Origin of the sequence: Aquitalea sp., from assembly GCF_030150775.1 — a bacterium.
Taxonomy (GTDB): Bacteria; Pseudomonadota; Gammaproteobacteria; order Burkholderiales; family Chromobacteriaceae; genus Aquitalea; species Aquitalea denitrificans.
Window position 1 is genome coordinate 151,528 of the sequence record NZ_JASLFG010000049.1, and the last position, 24,477, is coordinate 176,004.

Sequence of the window (24,477 nt, forward strand, 5' to 3'; positions counted from 1 at the left end):
TTCTCTTTTTATGCTGACCCGGTCGTCATCACCGCCCTGGCTATTGGCAGCGATCATGCTGCCAACCACTGCTACTCGTCATATCGGCCAGTTTTTACCAAACTTAACCTTCAGCCAGCACGCTCGTCGGCCGCTCCCGCCCCAGCAACACCCCGCCCAACACCAGCAAACAGGCAAACCACTGCGGCGCTACCAGGGTTTCACCCAACAGCAGCCAGGCCAGTATCACGGTAAACAGTGGAATCAGATTGATAAAGGCAGATGCCCGCGATACCGGCATCTTGCTGACCGCCCAGGTGTACAAGCCATAGGCCCCCAACGTCACGCACACCCCCAGATACACCACCAGCAGGCTGGGCAACGGCGGAAAATGCGTGGGCCAATGCGCCCACGGGGTAAGCAAGGCAGCACCGAACCAGACGCTACCCAGCAGGGTCTGCATGCCGGTGATGGCCAGCGCGGAGTAACGCAAGGACAGCCGCTTGGCAATCAGCACATAGCCGGTGGCGCACAACATGGCGCAAAACTCCAGCGCATTGCCCAATACCGGATTGGGTGCCTGGGCGCTCACCTGGTTGTCCAGCGTCAGCCACAGTACACCGGCAAAAGAAATGGCCAGCCCCAGCCAGCTACGCCGGCTCATCCTTTCATGCAGGAACAGCATGGCCCCCACACCGGTCAGCAGAGGAAGCGTGGCGGTAATCACCGATGCCTGTGCGGCACTGGTATTCACCAGCGCCTGCGCCTCAAACAAAAAGTACAAGCATGGCTCGGCCAGGCCCATGGCCAGCATCCAGCGCCAGTCACCACGCTGGTAACGCCAGCGCTCCCCCCGCTGCCACAACAGCGGCAGGATGCAACAGCTGGCCAGCACCATGCGGGCGAACAGCACCGCCAGCGGGTCGAACACGGCAAAAACGATTTTGAGGGCGATAAAGGCACTGGCCCACAGCAGCATGGCGGCACTGAGCGCAAAAGTGGGCAACATGAGCAATCCATTGCAAAAGATAAACCGCCGGCGACCATCACCGGCGGCGGTCATTCTCCCATATCCGGCTCTAGCGCGTTACTTCGGCAAAGGCTTCCAGCACTTTGCCAGTCAAGGGCTGACTCAGGGCGCGCAGATAACGCTGTGCAAGCTGCTCGCGGCTTATTGACGTGAAACCGGCAAAAGCCTCGGCACCGCGTTCATCCCCCGCCACCACGCCGGGGCTGACCAGATTCACCCGCGCCTGTCCCCACAATTCCTGTGCCGCGGAGCGCACAAAGGCCGCCAGGCCGGCATTGACCACGCTGGCGCAACTGCCGCCAAGGATATGCTCACGCTCCAGCAGGCCGGAAGTCAGCACGAATACCGCTCCCGGCCGTAGATGGCGCGCCCCGATCTGCACCAGCCGCACCTGCCCCATCAGCTTGTCATGCAAGCCTGACTGCCAATCCGCCTCGCTCAGCTGTTGCAAGGGCTTGAACGGCACGTGGCCGGCGGTCACTACCACGGCATCCAGATCAGGATGCGCCTGGTACATGGCCTCGATACTGGCCGGGTCGGTCATGTCCACTCGCACCTCACCACCATTACGCCCACCCACCAACACCTCATGCTGCGCGGACAACAGCGCCACCACAGCACTCCCGATAACACCGCGTCCACCAATAACCAATACTTTCATTGCCTTGCCTTTCATGATTGACAATCGTTCAAAAAAACATGCCAATCAATGATACACAGGGCGAATTAACTGATTAATCCTGAAAAAAAGACTTCAATGTTCAACATTTAAAACAATTCAGGATAATCACGCCTCCGAGACAGCTCACTGGGAAAATTCTTGGCACTGTTCAAAAAACAGGGCCATCCCTATGCTAATATCGTGAAAAATACCGTCAAATACCTAGCCCTTCCCACACACTGTTCTGTCATGAAAACAAGTAGCACCCCTACGCCCGATGCCCTGCTAGCTTTTGATGCGCTGGCCCGAAAAGGTAGCTTTACCGCCGCCGCCGATGACATCGGCTGTGCCAAAAGCCGGATCAGCCAGTTGGTAAAGGAGCTGGAACAACAGCTGGGCACGGTACTGGTATTGCGCAATACCCGCCGCGTGGCACTGACCGAAACCGGACAGCGCCTGGCTTCGCACGCTCGCCAGTTACGCGAGATGCTGGAAAAAGTGGGGCCGGACATCGAAGAGGCGCAGGGACTGATCGAAGGTCCGCTGCGCATCAGCGCCACCGCCTCCTTCGCCCAATACCTGCTGGCGCCCATGCTGTCCGAGCTGGCCGCCTGCCACCCCGGCCTGGAGCTGGAGCTACGCGCGGAAAACCGTTTGCAAGACCCCATCAACGACGGCGTGGACTTCTGCATCCGCTCGCGCAATGTGCATGACGACCGGCTGGTGGCCAAACCGCTGGGCTTTGTCTGGGAAGCACCCTACGCCTCGCCGGACTATCTGGCCAAGGCTCCACCGCTGAATAGTCCGGATGACCTGTGTCGCCACCGCATCCTGCTCAACAGCCACCATGTATATGGCCGTGAATGGCGACTGGAAAAAGACGGAGAACTCAAATCCATCACCACCCGCCCCATGCTGGTATGCGACCAGTACGCCTCGCTGATCTCCGGCCTGATTGCCGGCCACGGCGTGGCCCTGCTGCCGCACTATGTGGCCAGCCATTATCTGGAAAGCGGGCATCTGGTACGCGTACTGCCGGGCTGGCAAGGCGGAAGCTGGCCGGTGTATCTGGTATTTCCCTACCGCCAGCCCTTGCCGAAAAAATATGAAGCCTTCATCCAGCACGTCACCCCGCGCCTGCGCGCCGTGCTGGAAGAGCGGCCGCTATATTCCGGTGAAAAAGCCTGACACGGCCAGCACACGGCCCCGGCCAGACCCTTGATCCAGACCAAAGCAGCTGCGACCGGCTTTTGCCACAATCGCGCGTCAGAAAAGCAATCGAGAATCAGGCGCAGTGCGCCGCATGAGGGCAGCAATGGAACATCTGGATATCTTGATCGTCGGCGGGGGCATGGTGGGCAGCGCCCTGGCCTGCGCACTCAGTGGCAAAGGCCTGAAACTGGCCGTACTGGAGCAGACCGCTCCCCCCGCGTTCGACCCGGCACAGCCACCCGACCTGCGTGTCTCGGCTATCAGCCCGGCCTCGGCCAGCCTGCTGGACGGCATTGGCGCCTGGCAGCGCATCATGGCCATGCGCGCCGCGCCTTACCGCCGCATGCAGGTATGGGAAGACGAGGAGCGCAATGGCACCCTGTTTGATGCCGCCGAAGCCGGTGTGGACGCATTGGGCCACATTGTGGAAAATCGCATCGTGCAGCTGGCCACCACCGCCTGCCTGCAAGAGAAAGACGACATCCGCTATATCTGCCCGGCACGCATTGCCAGCATTGTCTACTCACCCAAGGCATCCCGCGTCACGCTGGAAGACGGCACCGTACTGGTGGCCCGCCTGCTGGTGGCCGCCGACGGCGCCCGCTCCCAGGTGCGCGACGCCGCTGGCATCGGCATTACCAGCTGGGATTACCCCATGCATGCGCTGGTGGCCAGCTGCGAAATGGAATACGGCCAGCAGGACATCACCTGGCAACGCTTTACCGCCACCGGCCCGCAAGCCTTCCTGCCGCTCACCGGCTCGCATGCCTCACTGGTGTGGTACAACACGCCCACCGAGGTAAAGCGCCTGCTGGCACTGAGCGACGAAGAACTGGTTTCCGCCTTCAGCGCCACCTTCCCACAAAAACTGGGCGGCATCCGCCAGCTGCTGGCGCGTGGCTCCTTCGCCCTCACCCGTCGCCATGCGGCAACGTATGCCAAGGATGGCGTGGTGCTGGCCGGTGACGCCGCCCACACCATTCACCCGCTGGCCGGGCAAGGGGTCAACCTCGGTTTTCAGGATGTGGCCGAGCTGGCCGACATCATCAGCCGCGCCGTCAGCGAAGGCCGTGACTTTGCCGATATCAGTGTGCTCAAAGCCTACGAACGACGCCGCAAACCGGCCAATCTGGCCATGCAAACCGGCATGGACGCCTTCTGCTTCGGTTTCGCCAACAACATCGGTCCACTAAAGGCCGCCCGCAAGCTGGGGCTGAAACTGGCCGACAAGGCCGGCCCGCTCAAACGTGAAGTCATCCGCTACGCTCTGGGCTTGCCGCGCTGAGCCTCACCTGACAGACCTCGCTGCCAGCAAAACAAAAACCGGACAAACGTCCGGTTTTTTCATGCCCACACTGACTCAGTCGGGCTATTTAAGAATTTCCACTTGTTTGACATCAATCTTGCTACCGGAAAATTCCTTGTCTACCTTGCCTTGCAAACGGACTTTGCTTTGCGCGGTAAATTTTTCAGCCGGCAGATACTTGCTGTCAATTTCCACTTTTGCCGTACCACTGGCATCTTTGAACTCGTAATGCTTTTTATCGATCTGGCGCAGGATGTTGCCTTCCAGCAGCACCGGGCTGTGGTCGGCCGCCTGCATGGCCTTGGCTACCGTCGTCAGTACCGGCGTGCTGCCTTCGCCGACAAATTCAGCATGCGCGCTCAAGGGCAGGATGGCGGTGATACTCAGAATGGCGAGAATTTTTTTCATGATGCGTCCTTTTGTGATGGGAAAGTGCCTCACCATTTAAGTCTGACGAGCTTAAGCCATGCTTAAAGCAGTCATCACACTCCCCATCCTTTAGTCCAGCCATACCCAAGCGGAGCACCAAAAAAAACCGCCCTCGAAAGGGCGGTTTCTGTCTAGCCGGCAGATGCAGGCTTAGGCGTTCAGTTCGCGAGCCAGGTACAGCCAGGTTTCCACCACAGTGTCCGGGTTGAGGGACACGGTTTCGATGCCCTCTTCCACCAGCCACTTGGCAAAGTCCGGATGATCCGACGGGCCCTGACCGCAGATACCGACATACTTGTCGGCCTTGCGGCAAGCCTGGATCGCCATGTGCAGCATGGCTTTCACGGCTTCGTTACGCTCGTCGAAGGTAGCGGCAATCGGGCCACCGGAGTCGCGGTCCACGCCCAGGGTGAGCTGGGTCATGTCGTTGGAACCGATAGAGAAGCCGTCGAAGAACTGCAGGAACTTGTCGGCCAGCACAGCGTTGGTCGGCAGTTCGCACATCATGATCAGACGCAGGCCGTTTTCGCCACGCTTCAGACCATTGGCAGCCAGGATCTCAACAACCTTCTCGGCTTCAGCCAGGGTACGGACGAACGGGATCATCACTTCCACGTTGACCAGACCCATCTCGTCGCGCACCTTCTTGATGGCGCGGCATTCCAGGTCGAAACAGTCACGGAAGGATTCAGCCACATAGCGCGCTGCACCACGGAAACCGATCATCGGGTTTTCTTCGTGCGGTTCGTACAGCTGACCGCCGATCAGGTTGGCGTACTCGTTCGACTTGAAGTCGGACATGCGCACGATAACCTTTTTCGGGGTGAAGGCTGCGGCCAGGGTAGCAACACCCTCGGCAATCTTGTCCACGTAGAAGTCAACCGGGCTGGCGTAGCCGGAAATGCGATCGCTGATGGTCGCCTTCAGGTCGGCCGGCAGGGTGTCGAATTCCAGCAGGGCTTTGGGGTGAATACCGATCTGGCGGTTGATCACGAATTCCATGCGGGCCAGACCAACACCTTCGTTCGGCAGCTGCGCGAAGTCGAAGGCCAGTTCCGGGTTACCCACGTTCATCATGATCTTGACCGGAGCAGCCGGCATCTTGTCCAGCTCGAGGTCGATGATTTCAACGTCCAGCAGGCCATCGTAGATGTTGCCGGTATCGCCTTCGGCGCAGGATACGGTCACCTGCATGCCTTCACGCAGGATGTCGGTGGCATCGCCACAACCTACCACGGCCGGGATACCCAGTTCGCGGGCGATAATCGCCGCGTGGCAGGTACGACCACCACGGTTGGTCACGATGGCGGCGGCACGCTTCATCACCGGTTCCCAGTCCGGGTCGGTCATGTCGGTCACCAGCACGTCACCCGGCTTCACGCGGTCCATCTCGGACGCATCCTTGATGGTGCGCACGGTGCCCTGGCCAATTTTCTGACCAATGGCGCGACCTTCGCACAACACGGCGGACTTGTTGTTCAGGCGGTAGCGGCGCAGGGTGTCCTTGCGGTCTTCCTGCGACTTCACGGTTTCCGGACGGGCTTGCAGGATGTACAGCTTGCCATCGCCACCATCACGGCCCCACTCGATGTCCATCGGGCGGCCATAATGTTTTTCGATGATCAGCGCGTATTCAGCCAGCTCGGCCACTTCGGCGTCGGTGATGGAGAATTGCTTGCGCAGTTCTGCCGGCACATCCACGGTCTTGACCGAACGGCCAGCCTGGGATGCATCGGTGAATTCCATCTTGATCAGCTTGGAACCCATGTTCTTGCGCAGCACAGCCGGACAACCTGCCTTCAGGGTCGGCTTGTGTACGTAGAATTCGTCAGGGTTGACCGCACCTTGCACCACGGTTTCGCCCAAGCCATAGGAAGCGGTGATGAACACCACGTCTTCAAAGCCGGATTCGGTGTCGATGGTGAACATCACACCGGCAGCACCCGTGTCGGAACGCACCATGCGCTGTACACCGGCGGACAGGGCCACAACATCGTGGGCAAAGCCTTTGTGTACGCGGTAGGAAATGGCGCGGTCGTTGTACAGGGAAGCAAAAACATGCTTCATGGCATCCTTGACGTTTTCAAGGCCACGAATGTTCAGGAAGGTTTCTTGCTGGCCTGCGAACGAGGCATCGGGAAGGTCTTCTGCGGTTGCAGAAGAACGGACTGCTACGGAAATATCTGCACCACCGGAGTCGGCGACCATCTTGTCCCAGGCAGTCTTGATATCTTCATCAAGCTTGGCCGGGAAAGGTGTGTCGATGATCCACTGGCGGATTTCCTTGCCGACACGAGCAAGCTCGGTCACGTCGTCGATGTCCAGTTTGGACAGCGCGGCGCTGATCTTGTCGGCCAGGCCATTGTGCTGGAGGAAATCACGGTAGGCATCCGCGGTAGTGGCGAAACCACCGGGGACTCGGACGCCCGAGCCTGCCAATTGACTGATCATTTCGCCCAGGGAGGCATTCTTGCCGCCTACCTGTTCAACGTCAGTCATGCGCAGCTTCTCGAACCAGATGACGTAGTTCTCTGCCATCACTTCACTTCCTGTATTGGATTGGACGGATAGAAAACCCGCATTCTAGCCGAATACCACTGCATTTGCGTAGCCCATTTTGCGGCGCACAACGCAAGGGTTTGCCCCATATCAATGCAAACTGCGCCCAGGAATGGTCGATACAGGGGCGTTTCTTTGCAGATTTGTGACTGCAATGTAGTGTGGCAACTACAACAAAAGCCACGGCAGGGGCGGATCATGGCCAATTCGTGGCAAATCTCCCGTCAACTACACCCAGCTGCCGTACGCAGGGCAGCCGAGGGTATAATCTGCTGCAACATTTTCCCCATTGCTTCCGAAACAGGTGCATCCATGCCACACCGCCGCTCCGCCTTTTTCATTTCTGACCGCACCGGCATCACTGCCGAATCGCTGGGCAATACCCTGCTGACCCAGTTCGACACGCTGGATTTCAAGCGCGAAGCCATCCCCTTCATCGATACGGTGGAAAAGGCCCAGGTGGTGGCCCACCATATCCGCGCAGTGGCCGAAGCCGACGACCTCAAGCCCTTGGTGTTCACCAGCATCGTCAATCCGGAAGTGCGCGAAGTGCTGCATATCGACAATGCGCTGGTGATGGACTTCTTCGACACTTTTATCGGAGAACTGGAAGCGGAGCTGGGTCAGAAGGCCTCGTTGACGCTGGGCAAGGCCCATGGCGTGGGTAGCGAGGAAAAATACGACCACCGCATCGAGGCGGTTAACTTCTCGCTCAACCACGATGACGGCGTGAAGCTGAAAGATCTGGCCGAAGCCGATGTCATCCTGGTGGGGGTGTCGCGTTCCGGCAAGACGCCAACCTGCCTGTACCTGGCGCTGCAATACGGCATCAAGGCGGCCAACTATCCGCTCACCCCGGAAGACCTGGACAGCCCCACCCTGCCTAAGATGCTGCTGCCCTATCGCAACAAGATGTTCGGCCTGACCATCGACCCGGCCCGCCTGCACCACATCCGCCAGGAGCGGCGTCCGGATTCCAAGTACGCCAGCCTGGACAACTGCCACTTCGAGGTGAACGAGGCCGAGTCCATGTTCCGCTTCCACGGTGTGCCTTTCATCAGCACCACGCACAAGTCGATCGAGGAAATTGCCACCACCATCATGCACAAGGCCACGCTGACCCGTCGTTTCTAAGACACAAGCGGCTCACAAAACCCCTGGTGCTGCGTTGCGCCTCCTTGCCGTACCCCGTGTACTGTCCACGTCGGCGCGCCTTGCCCCAGGGACGCTACGCTATTTTGTGAGCCACCCTGAAAGCCGCTGATAAAAAACCTGCTGCGGCCTTGTGGCAACACACGGCGCATTGCGCTTGACGCCTGCTGCTGCGCCGTGGTGTGATAGAAAACATGAACTCCCGCATCGCATTCGCATCCTTCAACTGGTGGTGGCGCCTCTCCTGAGGTGGCACCGGCGACTGCGCACGCATACAACCCGGAGGCTGCCGACAAGGCGGATCCGGGTTTTGTTTTGTCTACGTTCCGCCTTGTCGATGGTTTCCGTTACTTGATCAGCAACAGGAACACGACATGAAACCGAGCGACATCACTTCCCAGGACATCATTCTCACCGGCGACCGCACCACCGGCTCGCTGCATCTTGGCCATTACGTTGGCTCCTTACGCAACCGCGTACTGCTGCAAGACCGCTGCCAGCAATTCCTGCTGCTGGCCGACGCCCAGGCGCTGACCGACAATATGGGCAATTACCTCAAGGTGCGTGACAACGTGCTGCAAGTGGCGCTGGATTATCTGGCGGTGGGCATCGACCCGGCCAAGAGCACCATCTTCATCCAGAGCCTGGTGCCGGAGCTGACCGAGCTGGCGTCCTACTATCTCAACCTGGTGACGGTATCGCGGCTGGAACGCAACCCCACCATCAAGGATGAAATAAAACAACGCGGCTACGAGCGCGACATCCCCGCCGGTTTCCTCACCTACCCTGCCGCCCAGGCCGCCGACATCACCGCCTTCAAGGCCACCATCGTGCCGGTGGGCGAAGACCAGATTCCGATGATCGAGCAGACCAACGAAATAGTGCGCCGCTTCAATGCCAGCGTGGAAACCGCACCAATACTGGTGGAAGCCAAGGCCATGGTGCCAGAGGTGGGCGCGCGCCTGCCCGGCATCGACGGCAAGGCCAAGATGTCCAAATCGCTGGGCAACACCCTCACCCTGTCCGCCAGCGCCGATGAAATCCGTCAGGCGGTGAAAATGATGTACACCGACCCCAATCACCTGCGCGTATCCGACCCAGGCCAGGTGGAAGGCAATGTGGTGTTCAGCTATCTGGATGCCTTCCACCCCAATATCGAACTGGTCAAACGCCTGAAGGACCACTACCGCCTGGGCGGGCTGGGCGACACTGTGATCAAGCAACATCTGGAAGAATGCCTGCAGGAGCTGCTGGCCCCCATCCGCCAGCGCCGCGAGGAATACGCCCGCGACCCGGCTGCCGTACTGGCCATGCTGAAGGAAGGCACGGCGCGCGCCCGTCAGGTGGCGGCTGTCACCCTGAGTGAGGTAAAGGCAGCCATGGGGCTGAATTACTACTGATCCGCCGCCATCCACCATGGCAACACGGCCACCCGGCTGCGGGTGGCCACCAACAGGAGCAACACCCATGGAATTCGTCTATCAATGTCAGAATCTGGATGAAGTACGCACGCAAATCGACCGCATCGACCGTGCGCTGGTATCGCTGCTGGCCGAACGCGGCCTGTATGTGAAACAGGCCGCCCGCTTCAAGCACAGCAACGAGGAAGTGGAAGGCGGCAAGCGGGTGGATCAGGTGATGCGCCGGGTGGAAAAGCTGGCGGGCGAACTGGGAGCAGACCCCAAGCTGACTGCCGAGGTGTACCGCACCATGATCAGCCATTTCATTGCCAGTGAACTGCAGGAATTCGCCAGCATGGGCAAACCGCTGCCCACGGCTTAGACTGTCAGCCTGTACTTATCCTTCAGGAAACGACCATGACGCTGCTGCGCCCCCTGCTGCTGGCTGCCAGCCTGTGCAGCCTGCTTCCCCTGGCCCAGGCCGAGGAAGTCGGCAAGGTATCCACCACCTTCCGCCTGCTCAGCCCCAACGACAAGGTGGTGGTGGAGGCCTTCGACGACCCCTCGGTGGCCGGTGTGGCCTGTTATGTATCGCGCGCCCAGACGGGCGGCTACAGCGGTGCAGTGGGCCTGGCCAAGGACCCGTCGCGCTTTTCCGTGGCCTGCCGCCAGATCGGCGGCATCAGCTTTGCCAAACCGCTGCCGAAACAGGAAGAAGTGTTCAAGGAGAGTGCGTCCTTCATCTTCAAGCATGTGCGGGTGGTGCGTATTGTCGATGCCAAACGCAATACCCTGGTGTATCTGACCTATTCCGACAAGCTGGTGGACGGCAGCCCGGACAATGCAGTCACCGCCGTACCAGTCAGCGGCAAGAACATTCCGCAGAAATAGGGTGAAGACAATGGACGCGGATCAGGCTCGCGCCACCCCCACCCTGCGACTGGCCGGACAACTGTGGGATTTTTTGTCAGCAGGCCGCGGCCATCAGACCTGTGATGTGCTGGTGGTATGTGGTTCCTACGATGTCCGGGTGGTCGACCATGCGGTGGGCTTGCTGCAACAGGGAATCGCCCCACGCATGCTGATCAGCGGCAATACCGGCAACTGGACGCGCGATTTGTGGAACAGGCCCGAAGCCGAGGTGTTTGCCGAGCGAGCGCTGGCGCTGGGCGTCAAGCGTCAGCAAATACTGCTGGAGCCACAGGCACGCAGCTTTGCCGAGAATCTGGCCTTGGCGCGCGCCCTCTGCCCGGATGCGCGGCGCGTCACCTTTGTCACCAAGCCCAACTCCATCCGCCGGGTAGCCCAAACCCAGCCGATACACTGGCCGGATATCGACTTCTCCGTCGATGCGCCGGAGTTCGCCTTTCCCTGGGGCGTTTCCAATATGGTGGGGGTGTTTGGCCTGATCGAAGAAATGGTGGGGGATATCCACCGCCTGCTGCGCTATCCGCGCCTGGGTTTTCAACAGGCACTGCACATTCCGGTCGAGGTGCTGGAAGCCTGGCAACAACTGATTGCGCTGGGTTACAACCGCCACCTGTTACGTGGCAGCGCGCTGGATGACCTGCCTAGCCTAGTCCAACCATCGGTTATGGTGTGCCGACAAGTACCTGTTCAACCGCCTCTCGTTTGAGATAATCCGGAAAAGTATGTCTGGTTTTATTCATGGACACAGCTTTAAGTGGTAATTATCCACCTTAAGTTAGTGTCCACGGAGAGTGGGACAGACCAGCTCACAGGATTTCCTGCTAGATCAAGTACCCGACCTCCCTCCCCTTCAAGAACTGCCTGAGCTGCGGCAGTGTCCCACTCGCAAGTCGGAGCTAGTCGTGGATAGATATCTGCTTCACCTTCTGCCACTCGGCAAAATTTCAAGGAGCTTCCGGCCGGCACAAGACGGACCTGGCCGAGACGATCAATGAAGTCTCGAGTCTCGCTATTAAGATGGCTCTTACTGGCAACCACCCGGCAGGTGTCTACATCTGGTTCCGACAGCACATGGATTGCTTCAGTCAACTGGTTACGAGTCCTATACGCCCGCAAGCCATCGCCCCCCAATACAAACAGTCCATGGCCGGAGCATATACCGCTCCCAACACACTACGTCCTAGATTGATCAATGCGATGTTGACCGTGAATTCTCCATTAGGCGCGATAAACTCCTTGGTGCCATCCAGCGGGTCAATCAACCAGAAGCAGTCATCTGCGTTTCTGTGTCTCAACGAAATCTCGTCTTCCTCGGACACCACTGGAACATCAAGCAAATGCGGCAATGCAGTTACAAGGCACTGATGCGAAGCCAAGTCAGCAGCCGTCACCGGACTCTGATCCTACTTAAGTACGATATCTCTGGCACCACTTGCGTACACAGCCATGATGGTCTGCCCCGCCTCCTCAGCAATACCCTTCAGGCATGGTATCAATCCAGTCAAATAAATTTGTCGCATAATTTTACTTGTATTGAGTTAGGTCTTTACTGCATGATATTTTTCCATAAAAAGCACATGTATTTGGCAAATGGAACAAATTGCGACAAATGGAGAGGCTCCACAAGGACACGATAATCAGCTGGTATGGAATACCGAACTAGCTTATGAACATATGAAGCGAACCGGTCTCGTTGATAGCAAACGCACAGCAGAACGACGCTTGCAATCCACCGGTACTCTGCCGCCAAACTTGCAGGCAGTACACCTGCGAGACGAGCTGGGTCGCCCTACTAACAGCCTGATACTGACATGGGCTATTGAGCAGGCCCGCAAACGCCGTGACCGTGTATTGTTCGCCCAACTACATCCGCTTCCAGATGGGATGCCTTGCCTGCATGCTAATGATGCCCGAGGGGCAAGGTTCTGGGTGCCAATGGGTGCAACCAACGATGCAACGATCCGCCAGGCGCTACTTGCACTGCAGTGCCATATTGGTAAACCAATTGTCGTTCTCCCTCATGGCACACTCGTCTCATACATACGCAATTTGAGTGACATCAAGGACGTTATCTGTTACCCGCAAGCCTATCACCCGATGTTGACACCGCCAACGATACTGACAGTACCGAAAAAGCGAAGCATCTCACCATCCCAACATTTAAAGCGACTGGAAGCAGAGAGCATTGCCATCATCCGTGAAGCACTGGCTGAGGCGCAAAACCCAGCAATGCTGTATTCGGTTGGCAAGGACAGCAGCGTCATGCTGCACATGGCACGCAAAGCCTTCTACCCGTCCGTCCCTCCACTGCCACTGCTGCATGTAGATACTTGCTGGAAATTTCAGGAGATGTATCAGTTCCGGGATCTGGTAGCACGTGAAAGCGGAATGGAACTGCTGATTCATATCAATCCGGAAACCAACAGTAAGAACATAAATCCGTTTGACCACGGCTCGGCCCTGCATACGGACATCACTAAAACCGAGGGCTTGAAGCAGGCGCTAGACCATTATAAATTTGATGTGGTTTTTGGCGGAGCACGGCGTGATGAAGAAAAATCTCGAGCTAAAGAGCGGGTATTTTCATTTCGCAACGCAACCCACCGTTGGGACCCAACGCGTCAGCGTCCCGAGTTATGGAGCCTGTATAACACACGAAAAAAACAGGGTGAAAGTATCAGGGTGTTTCCCCTTTCCAATTGGACCGAGTTGGATATCTGGCAATACATTTACCAGGAAAGCATCCCGGTTGTACCCCTCTACTTTTCCAAACCACGGGCCGTGGTCGTACGACCGGAAATGATCATGCTGGTAGATGACGATCGCTGCCGCATTCTACCAGGCGAAAACATTCACATTCGCAAAATAAGATTCCGCACACTAGGCTGCTACCCACTTACTGGGGCTATAGAATCGGATGCCACAACAGTAGAAGACATCCTAGTGGAACTGATTCAAGCACGCCAATCCGAGCGTCAAGGTCGCAAGATTGATTCTGATAGTTCTGGCTCCATGGAAAAGAAAAAGCAGGAAGGTTACTTTTGATGGCACCTCCAAAGAAAAAAACACAGTCAACAAACAAATCGGATGTAGTAGAACAAATCACACTGGATGGGTGGCTAGCGCAACAAAGCAACCAGGACCTACTACGCTTCATTACCTGCGGTAGTGTCGATGATGGCAAAAGCACCCTAATTGGCCGGCTGCTATGGGAATCGCAGCAAATATTTGAAGATCAGTTGACTACGCTGCAAATCGACTCCAAGCGTCATGGTACTCAAGGAGACCATCTCGATTTGGCACTACTAGTGGATGGACTCACAGCAGAACGTAAACAGGGTATTACCATTGATGTTGCCTACCGATTCTTCTCCACGGCGCGGCGAAAGTTTATCGTAGCGGACACCCCAGGTCACGAGCAATACACTCGCAATATGGTCACAGGGGCATCGACAGCAGATCTGGCGATTATTCTGATAGACGCACGCCGTGGTATTCAGAACCAGACACAGCGGCATGCCTATCTAGTTTCTCTGATGGGTATTCGTCACGTCATACTAGCCATTAACAAGATGGACCTAGTTGGTTTTGATGCTGCAGTGAGTCAGAACATAGAAACAGAATTTAATCGATTAGTCCAAACACTAGAATTCGAAAGTATCACGGCTATTCCAGTATCGGCCTTGCATGGCGACAACATTACCTGCCGTTCCATTCATACGCCATGGTATAAAGGACCAACCCTGATTAGTCTACTGGAAACAATTAAAGTCTCTCGTGGTACAGATAACCGTTTCGTATTTCCTGTTCAATGGGTCAATCGCCCTCAGCCAGACTTTCGGGGGTTTAGCGGTACGATCGCCAGCGGTCGTATTTCGGTGGGAGACTCCGTACGGGTTACTGCATCAGGAGAAATTGCTCAGGTCGAACGCTTGGTCACATTTGATGGTGACATGTCAGAGGCCCATAGTGGCGATGCCATCACACTTGTACTGAACAAAGAAGTAGACGCGTCGCGTGGTGACATCATTTCAGCTGCCGAAGCCCCGCTAGAAATGACTGACCAGTTTGAAGCCACACTAATCTGGATGCATGAAGAAGCCGGGTTAGTTGGTCGTAACTACGAGCTAAAGCTTGCCAACCAGTGGACAAGTGGATCAATCACAACCATCAAATACAGAATCAACATCAATACTCTGGTGCACGAGTCGTGCCGCCAACTTGGAATCAATGAAATAGCCGTGTGTAACCTGGCACTTAGTCGCCCGCTGATACTCGATTCATACAAACAGTCCAAAATTTTAGGGGGGTTTATCCTAGTGGATCGTTTTAGCCTGGCGACCATAGCTGCAGGCTTCATTCACCACAACTTACGCCGTGCGCAGAACGTTCATCGCCAGGCGCTAAGTATTACGCGCCAAGATCGTGAATACCTTAGCGGGCATAAGGGCAAGGTAATTTGGTTTACCGGTCTATCTGGTTCCGGAAAATCGACTCTGGCCAACAGGCTGGAGCAAGAACTGTATGCTCAGGGCCGACGCACCTATATTCTCGATGGCGATAACATTCGCCAAGGTCTTAACAAAGATTTAGGCTTTACCGATGCAGACCGCGTGGAAAATATTCGCCGAGTAGTGGAAGTAGCCAAATTAATGCTCGATGCAGGGCTAATTGTCATGACAGCCTTTATTAGCCCATTTCGTGCTGAACGAGAAATGGCTAGACAATTGATAGGAGAAGAAAACTTCCTCGAAGTCTACGTTAATACCCCGCTTGAGGTCTGTGAACAACGAGATCCCAAAGGGCTATATAAGAAAGCAAGAGCAGGTCTCATACCAAACATGACAGGCATTAATAGTGCTTACGAATCCCCATTAAAACCAGACTTTGTTATAGCTAACAACGAACCTGACTATACGACAGCAATAAAAAACATATTAAAAATGTTAATAATTTAATTTAACACATAAAAAAGAGAGTACAAAATATAAAATAGCAGGGTTATCTTCAGCAAAAACCACAAGATAGGCCTGCCATAAATTCAAGCAATTGAATAATGCGTAAAAATTAAAGATACTACGCGTTAAGAATAACCAAAAATGTTGTGATACAAGTCAAAACAACCTGGGGTATTAAGTAGATAGTTTCTGGCTTCGATATACTCTGTGGAAGCTTGATCCACCTCAGACATATCAACATTAACTCTTTTGTCCCGTAAAATTTTTGCATTAAACTCGGGATTGCCACCAATATAGTGAAAGGCCGTTTCATTATCTTCGATCCTTCTCGCTCCAATTTTAGAGAAATCACGAATCACTCCTAAAACGCCATCCGTATCAGCACACAAATCTTCGTGCCTAACTATCAGATATGGAATTCCAATTCGAGAACAAGAGCGCATCAAATCAATATATGTATCACGCCAAATTTCTGCCCACTTCCACATCGGCCACTGAAAATCGGCATGCCTACTTTTCGAGCTAAGAATAAATCTTATCGGATTTCTCACCAAAATAATTGGACGAGCCATTGTTTTAACATTATTTTCTGCGCAAACAGCGTTTAACCAATACGCATGTTTAGACCCATCTACTAGAATTGATTTGCCGGTAGCTTGTGCCAATTTTGCATACCGTTCAGTATGATTGCTCGCCTGCCTAATATCCTCAATCAATTTTTCATCAAATACAGGACACTCCTGTCCACCAGTGGAACAGACTTTACACCAATTAGAATGAAATGGGTTTTGATTATTACCAACTCCCGAAACTCTGTCTAGCTCACCAACATTAAAAACATGGTCATATTCGGATAGCAGGCTGGCAAGAAAAGTTGAACCACAGTAAGGTGTCCCCAAAATAAATAAAATGGTATGCATATAGTTATCCGACAATTTTTCTATAAATCTTTTTTATTGTAACACGGAGTCCGTAATTTCTTACATTACGTATTACTGTGGTCACAATAGCCCGCAAAGATCTATGCGCACCTACGCTTACAGTTCCCTGTGGCAGCGTCCAGTGGGTTGCTATTGTCTCTACGCCAGAGCCAGCAACATATCTATCATGTGGTAAAGCCCCCAAGTTAAAATATTCATTAGGCACCGGGTTTATCACTAATGCGGAAAAAATTTCCATTAAATATTTTTTTGCATCAGTATCTCTAATTTCAGAAAAGCGTAGATTCGAGATAAAATTTAGAAACTCTACAACTTCATTTCTTATTTCATCTGATACCATGCTTCGTACTTCGTCCATTACAAACCCCTGACGTCGTTCGAACTCATCACCTACAATACGGACAATCTGATCCTCACTTGCAACAAATGGCAGCTCGAGAAGCTCAACGCCTCTTGAAAAAATATGGCCCCACTGAGTTGATTCCTTTTCGAAACTTTCAAAAAGGAATGATTTTATATTTTCGTGAGAGTAAGCGTTATTTAATTTACCTACGTAGTATCCATGAATTTTATGACCGAGAACCAACTCGAGCGCTTCATGACTACTCAAAGCCCAACCGACATCTACCACTGCAACATCTGAACTCAGCAGGCCAATATCCTTTGCATATTTTTTGTAATCGGCATGTTCTTGTCGCATTTGTGGCAACGCTAATTGGTATGACTTACCCAAAAACTCTAACTGCTTTGAAGCTGAAATCTCAGAAAATTTTTCGTTTCCTTTTTTTGGAAGTAAGTCCAGTATTTGACTTAGTGCCTCTAAACGGAGATCACTCAAAATATTAATGATGGGCTTTTCTGAAGCCGAAACAAAAAAACGGTCCCATATAATTTTATTTTTTGTCGCAGCAGGGAAGAGAATGGCTCGCCGCGATATATTTAAAATTTTAAAATCAAAATTTGGAGCAATTTTTTTAAGAACGTCTGAAATTGCATACCCATCTCGCGCCATCAAATATAGCGTTTTTACACCATCCTTATTTGCCTGCTTGGTTAGCCATCCACAAAATAGATACAATAGCGGAACTGCATAATTAATGCCAAATCTTTGAGCTGAAGATATCTCCACCCTAAATTCTCGCTGATAAGCTAAGTATGAAACTAGAGATCCAAAAAAATTACACCCTGCATCATGAGCCATCCTCATATTATGCAAAGTATGTAAATTATAACTTGAGTCCCTGAATAGTCTTGAAGTAATCTTAGGTATTTTGATAGATATAATACCAGTCTGCATTGCAGAAATATAATCGGAGTGTTCATTATCTCCGACGTGCAAAACTGCATCTGCTTTTAACTTATTTTCACATAAAAACATTTCAAACAATTTACGTTCATATTTTCCGCATCTTGCATCAGCTGACGAATAGATTCCATCCATTTCTATTTGATTGCAGCTTAAAATATGCTCTAGCTCAGCAGAGCTAAAGTATATGTCAGAGATCGCGTAAACTGGCTTACCTAGTTTTTTTGCTAGTTTATATATTTCTAATACTTTATCTCTCCGGCTCAAATGGGAAATTTCGAAATCGAGCTCATTCTGCCAAGTAATCCTCCATGAGTCAGAAATATTGGCATATATATTAGATATATGAACTTCAGCATGGGATTTTTTTAACTTGTATACTTCTCTCGCCAGTGCCTCAGCAGTAATACGGCTCTTTTTGAAATTTAAAGCCTCAGCATCATTCAGACCTTTGTCTCGTGCCAAAAAATAAAACAGATCATCGGGATTTAAAAACCTAGGTCTAATCAATAGTGTATCAAATACATCAAAGGTTATTACGTCAGCCTTAGCTACCAAGTTTTTAATTGAGTCAAAGTCGAGCAACACATCAATTACCCCATCTTATATAAAATCAAAATTGCCTCTAATTTTTCTCAAGGCAGATCAGTGAATTACATGATATATCAACCGTACCTGTCGTTTTAAGAAGAGGCTCAGGATTAACACGAAATGCTGCAATATCAATTACTCGGTGTAGATAAGTCTGAACTTCATTTACATCCCCTAGAACGCCCGCATTTAAAAAATAAACGGCAGGATTAAAGCAGCACAAAAATTCAAAAGTAACCTTATATACGTCTCCAGCATTGACTAAACTCAGGCTTTCTTGCTTAGATGCGGCTGTAACAGCTCCTCCCAACTCAATACCACTTATTGACTTGATAAGCATACCAAATATCACATTAGTTACACTTTTATCAAATCGTACTTTATAAACATAACGATAAAAATTTCCACGTGTTATATTATTAACCTGCTCGTTATTTAAATTGCTTATCGTGACATCATAAATAAAAGCGCCAAGCGATTCATAATTGATCTTACTAGTTGATTCAATTGAAATGTCAAAAAACTCTGAACAGATTCCATCAAGTTTTGTTGAGTTGTTTGAAATAAGTAGGACGTCATCTTCATTTTTTACAGAATTTTTACGGGTAGAAGTTGGTGTAATATAATTTCCCTGTATTATTTCATTACGAACACTCTGATGCCGTTCATTAGGTGCATAAATCAATTTCTGATAGGTTCCTAATATTTTTTTGGGTTCACCTGATGCCAAAAATTCTCCTGAGTCAAGCAAAATAGCCCTATCACAAAGATCGACAACAGTAGCGGCTGAATGAGATACGAATAGCACTGTGACGCCATCATTGCGCAATGACTCTATACGAGAAAAACATTTTCTTTGAAATAACTCATCTCCAACAGAAAGTGCCTCATCTACAATCAAAATTTGCGGGCATACATTAATTGCAATTGCGAACGCCAATCTAACAACCATGCCACTTGAGTATGTTTTTACAGGTTGATCTATGAATTGACCAATCTCTGAAAATAAAATTATTTCATCAAATAAGTTATCAATTTCTTCATAGCTTATACCCAGAATGGCGCCATTTAGATAAACATTTTCTCGCCCAGTAAATTCTGGGTTAAATCCTGACCCGAGCTCTAATAGTGCAGCAATACGCCCATTAGTCTGGATATTGCCACTGGTGGGCGATAAAGTTCCACAGATCAGCTGTAGTAGTGTTGATTTGCCACTACCATTTCGACCAACTATGCCTACTGTTTCACCTTTTTTTATTTCAAAGTTTACGTCTTTCAGCGCCCAAAATTCGCGATTATATGGTTTGTAAGAACGGCCAAAAACCTTCCGCAAACGAGGCATGATAAATTGCTTTAATCTATCTCTCGGCTTATCGTAAATATGAAAACACTTGCTTAGGTTTTCTACCTTGATTGCGATATCAGAGGACATCTGCAAACCCCTTCCGTGTTTTCTGAAACCAAAGAAAACCAAGAAAAGCCATAGTGATTGTCACCAACCAATATATTCCCATCATAGAAAAGTCAGGGGTTTTTCCCCAAAATAAAATATCGCGAGACTGTTCAACAACCAGTGTCATAGGATTAAAATACAGAATTTTTCGATAGTTCTCTGGCAATGCGGTAATCGGATAAAAAATGGGTGTCATAAACATTAATGCACTGATCAACAATCCAGCAATTTGCGACACATCGCGCAAATAAACCCCTAATGATGCCAATACCCAACTAAGCCCCATAATAAAAAATCCAAGAGGTAAAATTATAAGTGGCAGGTAGAGTACAGTTGCATGTGGAATACCAATAAGTAGTGTGTATGAAATTAACCACACCAATAAACTAATCATTGCGTGATAAAATGCGGTTAGCAAGCTAATAAAGGGCAGTATTTCCAATGGGAAAATCACTTTTTTGACATAGTTTTGATTTGACAATATAAGGCAAGGAGCCCGATTAATGCACTCTGCAAATAAATTAAATACAATCAGGCCGATAAAAAGCACTAAGGCAAAATTCGTTTTTGAATCTCCACCACTACCCCAGCGAGAATTGAATACTTCGCTAAATACGAAAGTGTAAACAGCAAGCATGAATAATGGGTTAAAAAAAGACCACATTATCCCTAATGCAGAACCTCGATAGCGACCAAGCACCTCCCGCTTGGTCGAAGCATGGATCAGTTCACGGTTACGCCACAGGCTCACACACATTTCGATCGGACTTGCAGAAAATTGACGCATCAGGTAAATACCTCAGTTTCTTTCAATGGCTGACTTTGCGCCTCGTTAATTGACAGAGGGGATTGGATATTTCTTATCCCACCAATAATATTTAGTTTCGGAACTGCTTTCTTAAAAAAATGTCATATTAAAGTTTTTTAAAAAAAATCGCATCGCCAAATAATATGGGATTTTTAAATAAGCAACTGTTGTATCAATTTCTCATTAATAGAATTGACATTTCATAAATGATATAAATAAAATATAAATAAAATATAAATAAAATATAAATAATGATAAATGTAAAATGCCAAATCACTTAAGAAAGCTCAGGAAAGCATTACGAAGTCTTGAATGTAATGCATCAATGCCAGTCAATTGGCATTAAAAATTACATTCAGCGTTATCTGTCATATCAATAACTCATTGCAACATTAACTTGAGATATTTCGCCAACCACCTTGAGAAAGCAGCTAGAACGTAGACCACAGCAGGGCAGGCACCCGCCGGCAAACTAGGTCCCGCATTGAAAAGACACTGACTGGTGCAGCCTATCTTTATGCAGGTGACTTACAGATATGGGGCCACTGAAGCAACGTGCCCCTGGCAAGGAAGGGAGGATTCAAGAACCAAGTGCAACACGAGCCAATTAAAGGTTAAGTTGTTGCATGCAAAGAACTTATGAGCACCTAAGTGCCGAAGAACGCGGGTTCATCATGGCAATGAAACAGCAGGGAGAAAGTGCCAGGGCCATTGCAAAGGCATTGCACCGGGCACCCAGCACGATTTGCCGAGAACTGCGCCGTAATGGATATAAGTCACCGCATGAGATCGGTCCAATCGGACGCCCTCGCGTAGCTGGCGGGTACGATGCACTACGAGCGGGAAAGCGTACTCGCCACTTGAAATACAAGGTTCGGCGCGTAAAAAAGCTGGATCCGGCGGGACCGTTATGGGCCAATGTTCGTGGACTGCTGGAGGATCGGTGGTCGCCCGAGCAAATCGCTGGCAGACTAAAACAGGACTATCCAGGACAACAGACTTTGCACGTCTCGCACGAAACCATTTATACGGCGATCTATGCCGCCCCCAAGGGGGCTTTGCGTCGAGAGCTCGTTGCGCTCTTGCGCCAGGGCCGAGGAGCCCGCCGACCTCGTACGCGTGGTACGGATCGCCGTGGTCAGCTTCAGGACTTGGCCAGCATCCATATTCGGCCTCCTGAGGCTAATGAGCGCTTGTTGCCGGGTCACTGGGAAGGTGACTTCCTCGTGGGGGCGGGGAACCGTTCCGCGGTAGGTACTCTGGTGTGCCGCAAGACCTTACTGGTTGTACTGGCCAAAATGGATGGCTGTACTGCAGCGGCTGCCTTGGAGGGCTTTGCTCGTGCTTTCGCGCCATTCGATGAAGAGCTGTGCAAGACCCTGACGTACGATCAGGGTAAAGAGATGGCATACCACCAAAGGCTGGAAGAGCGGACGGGATTGAAGATTTACTTCGCCGATCCTCACAGTCCCTGGCAACGTGGGATCAATGAGAATACCAACGGTCTGTTGCGGGAGTACCTGCCCAAGGGAGCGGATTTATGCCAGTTTACCCAACAGGAACTGGATCAGATCGCTTGGAGCCTGAATAACCGGCCGCGCAAATCACTCGGGTTTAAGAAGCCAAGCGAAGCATTCTGGGAATGTTGCTTCAATCTGGATATCAGGATTCCAACCACCGTCGCACTTGATGTTTGAAACCGCCAAGGGAAGAAAGGCACAAGCAAAAGAAAAATCGATCAGGCCTTCACACAGTACCAGTGGACGGTATGCAAACACGCAGCCCGTCATACCCCACTTCCACTCCCGGTGGGCACAGTGCCGACAAGGCGTGGTATTCCAGCCGGTGAATCATGTGGATCAACACCGTGCGGCGGGCACCGATGCGGGCTGCCCACTCCAGCGACTGATGGAAACCCAGGTGTGAGGGGTAGCCATCCATATTCAGGCAATCCAGAAACAGCACATCCAGCCCTTGCAGCAACGCCAGGCTTTCATCCGGAATACAGGACAGGTCGGTCAGCCAGGCGGCATTGCCAATGCGCCAGCCCAGGCAGGGCCAACTGCCGTGTTGCAAGGGAATGGGGGTGATGGGCAGGCCATCATGTTCGAATGGGCCGTCCACCACTTCGGGCAGCAGCACCGGCTTGTCCCACACTTTTGAAGGTGGTTGCAGTGCATAGCCAAAGCGGCTGGTGATGTTGTCCATGCTGAAGGCATTACCGTACAGCACGATGGCACCTTGCTTGACATAGCAGAAGGCGCGCAGATCGTCGATACCGTTCAGGTGATCGGCATGCGGATGGGTATACAGCACGGCATCCACCTGGCGGATGCCTTCGCGCAGTGCTTGCTGGCGCAGGTCCGGGCCGGTATCGATCAGCAGGCCCTTGTCGCCACAGCGGATATAGGCCGAGCAGCGCGTGCGGTGATTGCGCGGATCGCTTGAGCTGCAGGTTTCGCAGTGACAGCCGATGGCCGGCGTGCCGGAGCTGGAACCACAACCCAGAATGGTGATTTCCATCTCGCCAACACGTGGGGCCGTCATGGGATCAGGCCGCCTGCCCGGCTTGCGGGCGCTGGATCTTGCTGAACAGGCGATAGAAGTTGTCGCTGGTGGCGGCGGCAACCTCCTCGAAACGGATACCGCGCAGTTCGGCAATATGCTCGGCCACGTGGCGCACATAGGCCGGCTCGTTCAGCTTGCCGCGATAAGGCACCGGGGCCAGATAGGGGGAATCGGTTTCCACCAGCATGCGCTCCAGCGGCATTTTCTGCGCCACTTCCTTGATCTGCGCGGCGTTCTTGAACGTCACGATGCCGGAGAAGGAGATATAAAAGCCGATCTCCAGCGCGGCCTGTGCCACTTCCCAGTTTTCGGTGAAGCAGTGCATCACCCCGCCACACTGCTCGGCACCTTCTTCACGCAGGATGCGGATGGTGTCAGCGGCGGATTCACGGGTATGGATGATCAGCGGCAGGCCGGCGCGTTTGGCGGCGCGGATATGGGTGCGAAAACGCTGGTGCTGCCATTCCAGATCGCCCTTGCACCAGTGGTAATCCAGCCCGGTTTCGCCAATGCCCACCACGCGCGGGTGTGCTGCATGGGCCAGCAGCTCTTCCTCGCTGAATTCCTCGGCCTCGGGATCGTCCGGATGAATACCCACGGTGGCGTACAGATTGGCGTGGTTTTCCGCCAGGGCCAGCACCTCGGGATATTTGGGACGCGATACGCCAATTACCAGCGCCAGCTCGACACCGTTGTGCTGCATATTGCCCAGCACCTCTGTCAGGCGGCTGGAGAGGTCGGGAAAATTGATATGGCAATGCGAATCGACAAGCATGATGTTTGATCTGGCTGGCAATGCACCCGGCCACGGCCGGGCGACAGGGTTACATGGTATGGGTGGGACGGCTGGAGTTGAGCACACCACCCAGCAGGGTTTCGATCTTGGCCCGGGCCTGGTTGCCGGCTTCGCCATAGGCAAACTCCACGCCAATGCCCTGCACGCGACTGTTGTTGGCGCCAGCCGGGGTAATCCACACCACCTTAGCCTGCACGGCAATTTTCTGTGGTTCATCCATCAGCGTAAGCAGCAGGAATACCTCTTCGCCCAGCTTCATGTCCTTATTGGTGGGAATGAAGATGCCGCCATTCTTAAGAAAAGGCATGTAGGCGGCAAACAACGCACTACGTTCCTTGATGTGCAGCGACAGCACACCGGGGCGAGTTAGATCGGGCCGGGAAGTGTTTTCCATTTGC

General features: G+C 52.4%; 23 protein-coding genes. 10 read left to right on the forward strand and 13 right to left on the reverse strand.

The genetic code is table 11. From position 1 onward, the window contains the following. Positions 1–103 precede the first annotated feature (103 nt). Both QVF59_RS17165 and QVF59_RS17170 read right to left on the reverse strand, forming a co-directional pair. The gene (locus QVF59_RS17165; protein ID WP_287881423.1) at positions 104–988 is read right to left on the reverse strand and encodes a DMT family transporter; all 885 of its coding nucleotides are present in this window, start codon (positions 986–988) and stop codon (positions 104–106) included. A 70-nt stretch (positions 989–1,058) separates the two neighbouring features. Further along, positions 1,059–1,670, reverse strand: coding sequence for a short chain dehydrogenase (locus tag QVF59_RS17170; protein WP_159875075.1), 612 nt, complete (start codon positions 1,668–1,670; stop codon positions 1,059–1,061). A gap of 249 nt (positions 1,671–1,919) precedes the next feature. Between QVF59_RS17170 and QVF59_RS17175 the strand changes: the two genes are divergently transcribed. After that, complete coding sequence (locus QVF59_RS17175; protein ID WP_287881424.1) at positions 1,920–2,858, forward strand: LysR family transcriptional regulator; 939 nt, start codon at positions 1,920–1,922, stop codon at positions 2,856–2,858. Between the two features lie 127 nt (positions 2,859–2,985). Continuing rightward, entirely contained in the window at positions 2,986–4,167 is a 1,182-nt protein-coding gene (locus tag QVF59_RS17180; RefSeq protein WP_287881425.1) for an FAD-dependent monooxygenase, read from the forward strand. Positions 4,168–4,251: 84 nt separating this feature from the next. Here the strand turns inward: QVF59_RS17180 and QVF59_RS17185 are convergent, their stop codons facing one another. After that, entirely contained in the window at positions 4,252–4,596 is a 345-nt protein-coding gene (locus QVF59_RS17185; protein ID WP_287881426.1) for a YgiW/YdeI family stress tolerance OB fold protein, read from the reverse strand. Between the two features lie 171 nt (positions 4,597–4,767). Next, a complete protein-coding gene (gene ppsA / locus QVF59_RS17190; protein ID WP_287881427.1) occupies positions 4,768–7,155 on the reverse strand; it encodes a phosphoenolpyruvate synthase in 2,388 nt (795 codons plus the stop codon). A gap of 333 nt (positions 7,156–7,488) precedes the next feature. Between ppsA and ppsR the strand changes: the two genes are divergently transcribed. The 5 genes from ppsR (at position 7,489) to QVF59_RS17215 (ending at position 11,364) form a co-directional block, all read left to right on the forward strand. Further along, positions 7,489–8,310: a posphoenolpyruvate synthetase regulatory kinase/phosphorylase PpsR gene (gene ppsR / locus QVF59_RS17195; RefSeq protein ID WP_089085530.1), complete on the forward strand. Its 822-nt coding sequence runs from the start codon at positions 7,489–7,491 to the stop codon at positions 8,308–8,310. Between the two features lie 392 nt (positions 8,311–8,702). Then, on the forward strand, positions 8,703–9,728 hold the full coding sequence (trpS, locus tag QVF59_RS17200; RefSeq protein ID WP_287881428.1) for a tryptophan--tRNA ligase: 1,026 nt from the start codon (positions 8,703–8,705) through the stop codon (positions 9,726–9,728). Positions 9,729–9,795: 67 nt separating this feature from the next. Then, positions 9,796–10,110: a chorismate mutase gene (locus QVF59_RS17205; protein WP_287881429.1), complete on the forward strand. Its 315-nt coding sequence runs from the start codon at positions 9,796–9,798 to the stop codon at positions 10,108–10,110. Positions 10,111–10,145: 35 nt separating this feature from the next. After that, positions 10,146–10,619 (forward strand): CreA family protein, encoded by a 474-nt coding sequence (locus QVF59_RS17210; RefSeq protein ID WP_287881430.1) that lies wholly within the window; start codon positions 10,146–10,148, stop codon positions 10,617–10,619. Positions 10,620–10,629: 10 nt separating this feature from the next. Then, positions 10,630–11,364, forward strand: a complete 735-nt coding sequence (locus QVF59_RS17215) for a YdcF family protein (RefSeq protein ID WP_287881431.1) — start codon at positions 10,630–10,632, stop codon at positions 11,362–11,364. Positions 11,365–11,408: 44 nt separating this feature from the next. Here QVF59_RS17215 and QVF59_RS20870 read toward each other — a convergent pair whose 3' ends face one another. Then, on the reverse strand, positions 11,409–11,729 hold the full coding sequence (locus tag QVF59_RS20870; protein ID WP_353851353.1) for a 3'(2'),5'-bisphosphate nucleotidase CysQ family protein: 321 nt from the start codon (positions 11,727–11,729) through the stop codon (positions 11,409–11,411). A 14-nt stretch (positions 11,730–11,743) separates the two neighbouring features. Beyond that, complete coding sequence (locus QVF59_RS20875) at positions 11,744–12,049, reverse strand: 3'(2'),5'-bisphosphate nucleotidase CysQ family protein (RefSeq protein WP_353851351.1); 306 nt, start codon at positions 12,047–12,049, stop codon at positions 11,744–11,746. A gap of 706 nt (positions 12,050–12,755) precedes the next feature. Between QVF59_RS20875 and cysD the strand changes: the two genes are divergently transcribed. Next, on the forward strand, positions 12,756–13,703 hold the full coding sequence (gene cysD / locus QVF59_RS17220; RefSeq protein ID WP_287881463.1) for a sulfate adenylyltransferase subunit CysD: 948 nt from the start codon (positions 12,756–12,758) through the stop codon (positions 13,701–13,703). After that, on the forward strand, positions 13,703–15,616 hold the full coding sequence (gene cysN / locus QVF59_RS17225; RefSeq protein WP_287881432.1) for a sulfate adenylyltransferase subunit CysN: 1,914 nt from the start codon (positions 13,703–13,705) through the stop codon (positions 15,614–15,616). The genes cysD and cysN overlap by 1 nt, the downstream gene beginning before the upstream one ends. 125 nt (positions 15,617–15,741) lie before the next feature. Here cysN and QVF59_RS17230 read toward each other — a convergent pair whose 3' ends face one another. The 4 genes from QVF59_RS17230 to QVF59_RS17245 are packed head-to-tail and all read right to left on the reverse strand — an operon-like array spanning position 15,742 to position 20,694. After that, positions 15,742–16,536, reverse strand: coding sequence for a sulfotransferase (locus tag QVF59_RS17230; protein ID WP_287881433.1), 795 nt, complete (start codon positions 16,534–16,536; stop codon positions 15,742–15,744). A gap of 4 nt (positions 16,537–16,540) precedes the next feature. Beyond that, positions 16,541–18,451 carry a hypothetical protein gene (locus QVF59_RS17235; protein WP_287881434.1) on the reverse strand — a complete coding sequence of 637 codons (1,911 nt, stop codon included), beginning with the start codon at positions 18,449–18,451 and terminating at the stop codon, positions 16,541–16,543. Positions 18,452–18,488: 37 nt separating this feature from the next. Next, the gene (locus QVF59_RS17240) at positions 18,489–19,886 is read right to left on the reverse strand and encodes an ABC transporter ATP-binding protein (RefSeq protein WP_287881435.1); all 1,398 of its coding nucleotides are present in this window, start codon (positions 19,884–19,886) and stop codon (positions 18,489–18,491) included. Then, positions 19,876–20,694 (reverse strand): ABC transporter permease, encoded by an 819-nt coding sequence (locus QVF59_RS17245; protein ID WP_287881436.1) that lies wholly within the window; start codon positions 20,692–20,694, stop codon positions 19,876–19,878. Before QVF59_RS17245 ends, QVF59_RS17240 begins: the two co-directional genes overlap by 11 nt. Before the next feature lie 647 nt (positions 20,695–21,341). Here QVF59_RS17245 and QVF59_RS17250 point away from each other — a divergent pair. Beyond that, positions 21,342–22,412: an IS30 family transposase gene (locus tag QVF59_RS17250; RefSeq protein WP_287881437.1), complete on the forward strand. Its 1,071-nt coding sequence runs from the start codon at positions 21,342–21,344 to the stop codon at positions 22,410–22,412. A 49-nt stretch (positions 22,413–22,461) separates the two neighbouring features. Here the strand turns inward: QVF59_RS17250 and QVF59_RS17255 are convergent, their stop codons facing one another. Genes QVF59_RS17255 through QVF59_RS17265 form a run of 3 tightly spaced genes read right to left on the reverse strand, consistent with a single transcriptional unit; the run spans position 22,462 to position 24,473 of the window. Next, positions 22,462–23,262, reverse strand: coding sequence for an MBL fold metallo-hydrolase (locus QVF59_RS17255; RefSeq protein WP_287881438.1), 801 nt, complete (start codon positions 23,260–23,262; stop codon positions 22,462–22,464). A 4-nt stretch (positions 23,263–23,266) separates the two neighbouring features. Further along, positions 23,267–24,058, reverse strand: coding sequence for a TatD family hydrolase (locus QVF59_RS17260; RefSeq protein ID WP_159875069.1), 792 nt, complete (start codon positions 24,056–24,058; stop codon positions 23,267–23,269). Positions 24,059–24,107: 49 nt separating this feature from the next. Then, a complete protein-coding gene (locus QVF59_RS17265; RefSeq protein ID WP_159875068.1) occupies positions 24,108–24,473 on the reverse strand; it encodes a PilZ domain-containing protein in 366 nt (121 codons plus the stop codon). Positions 24,474–24,477 lie beyond the last annotated feature (4 nt).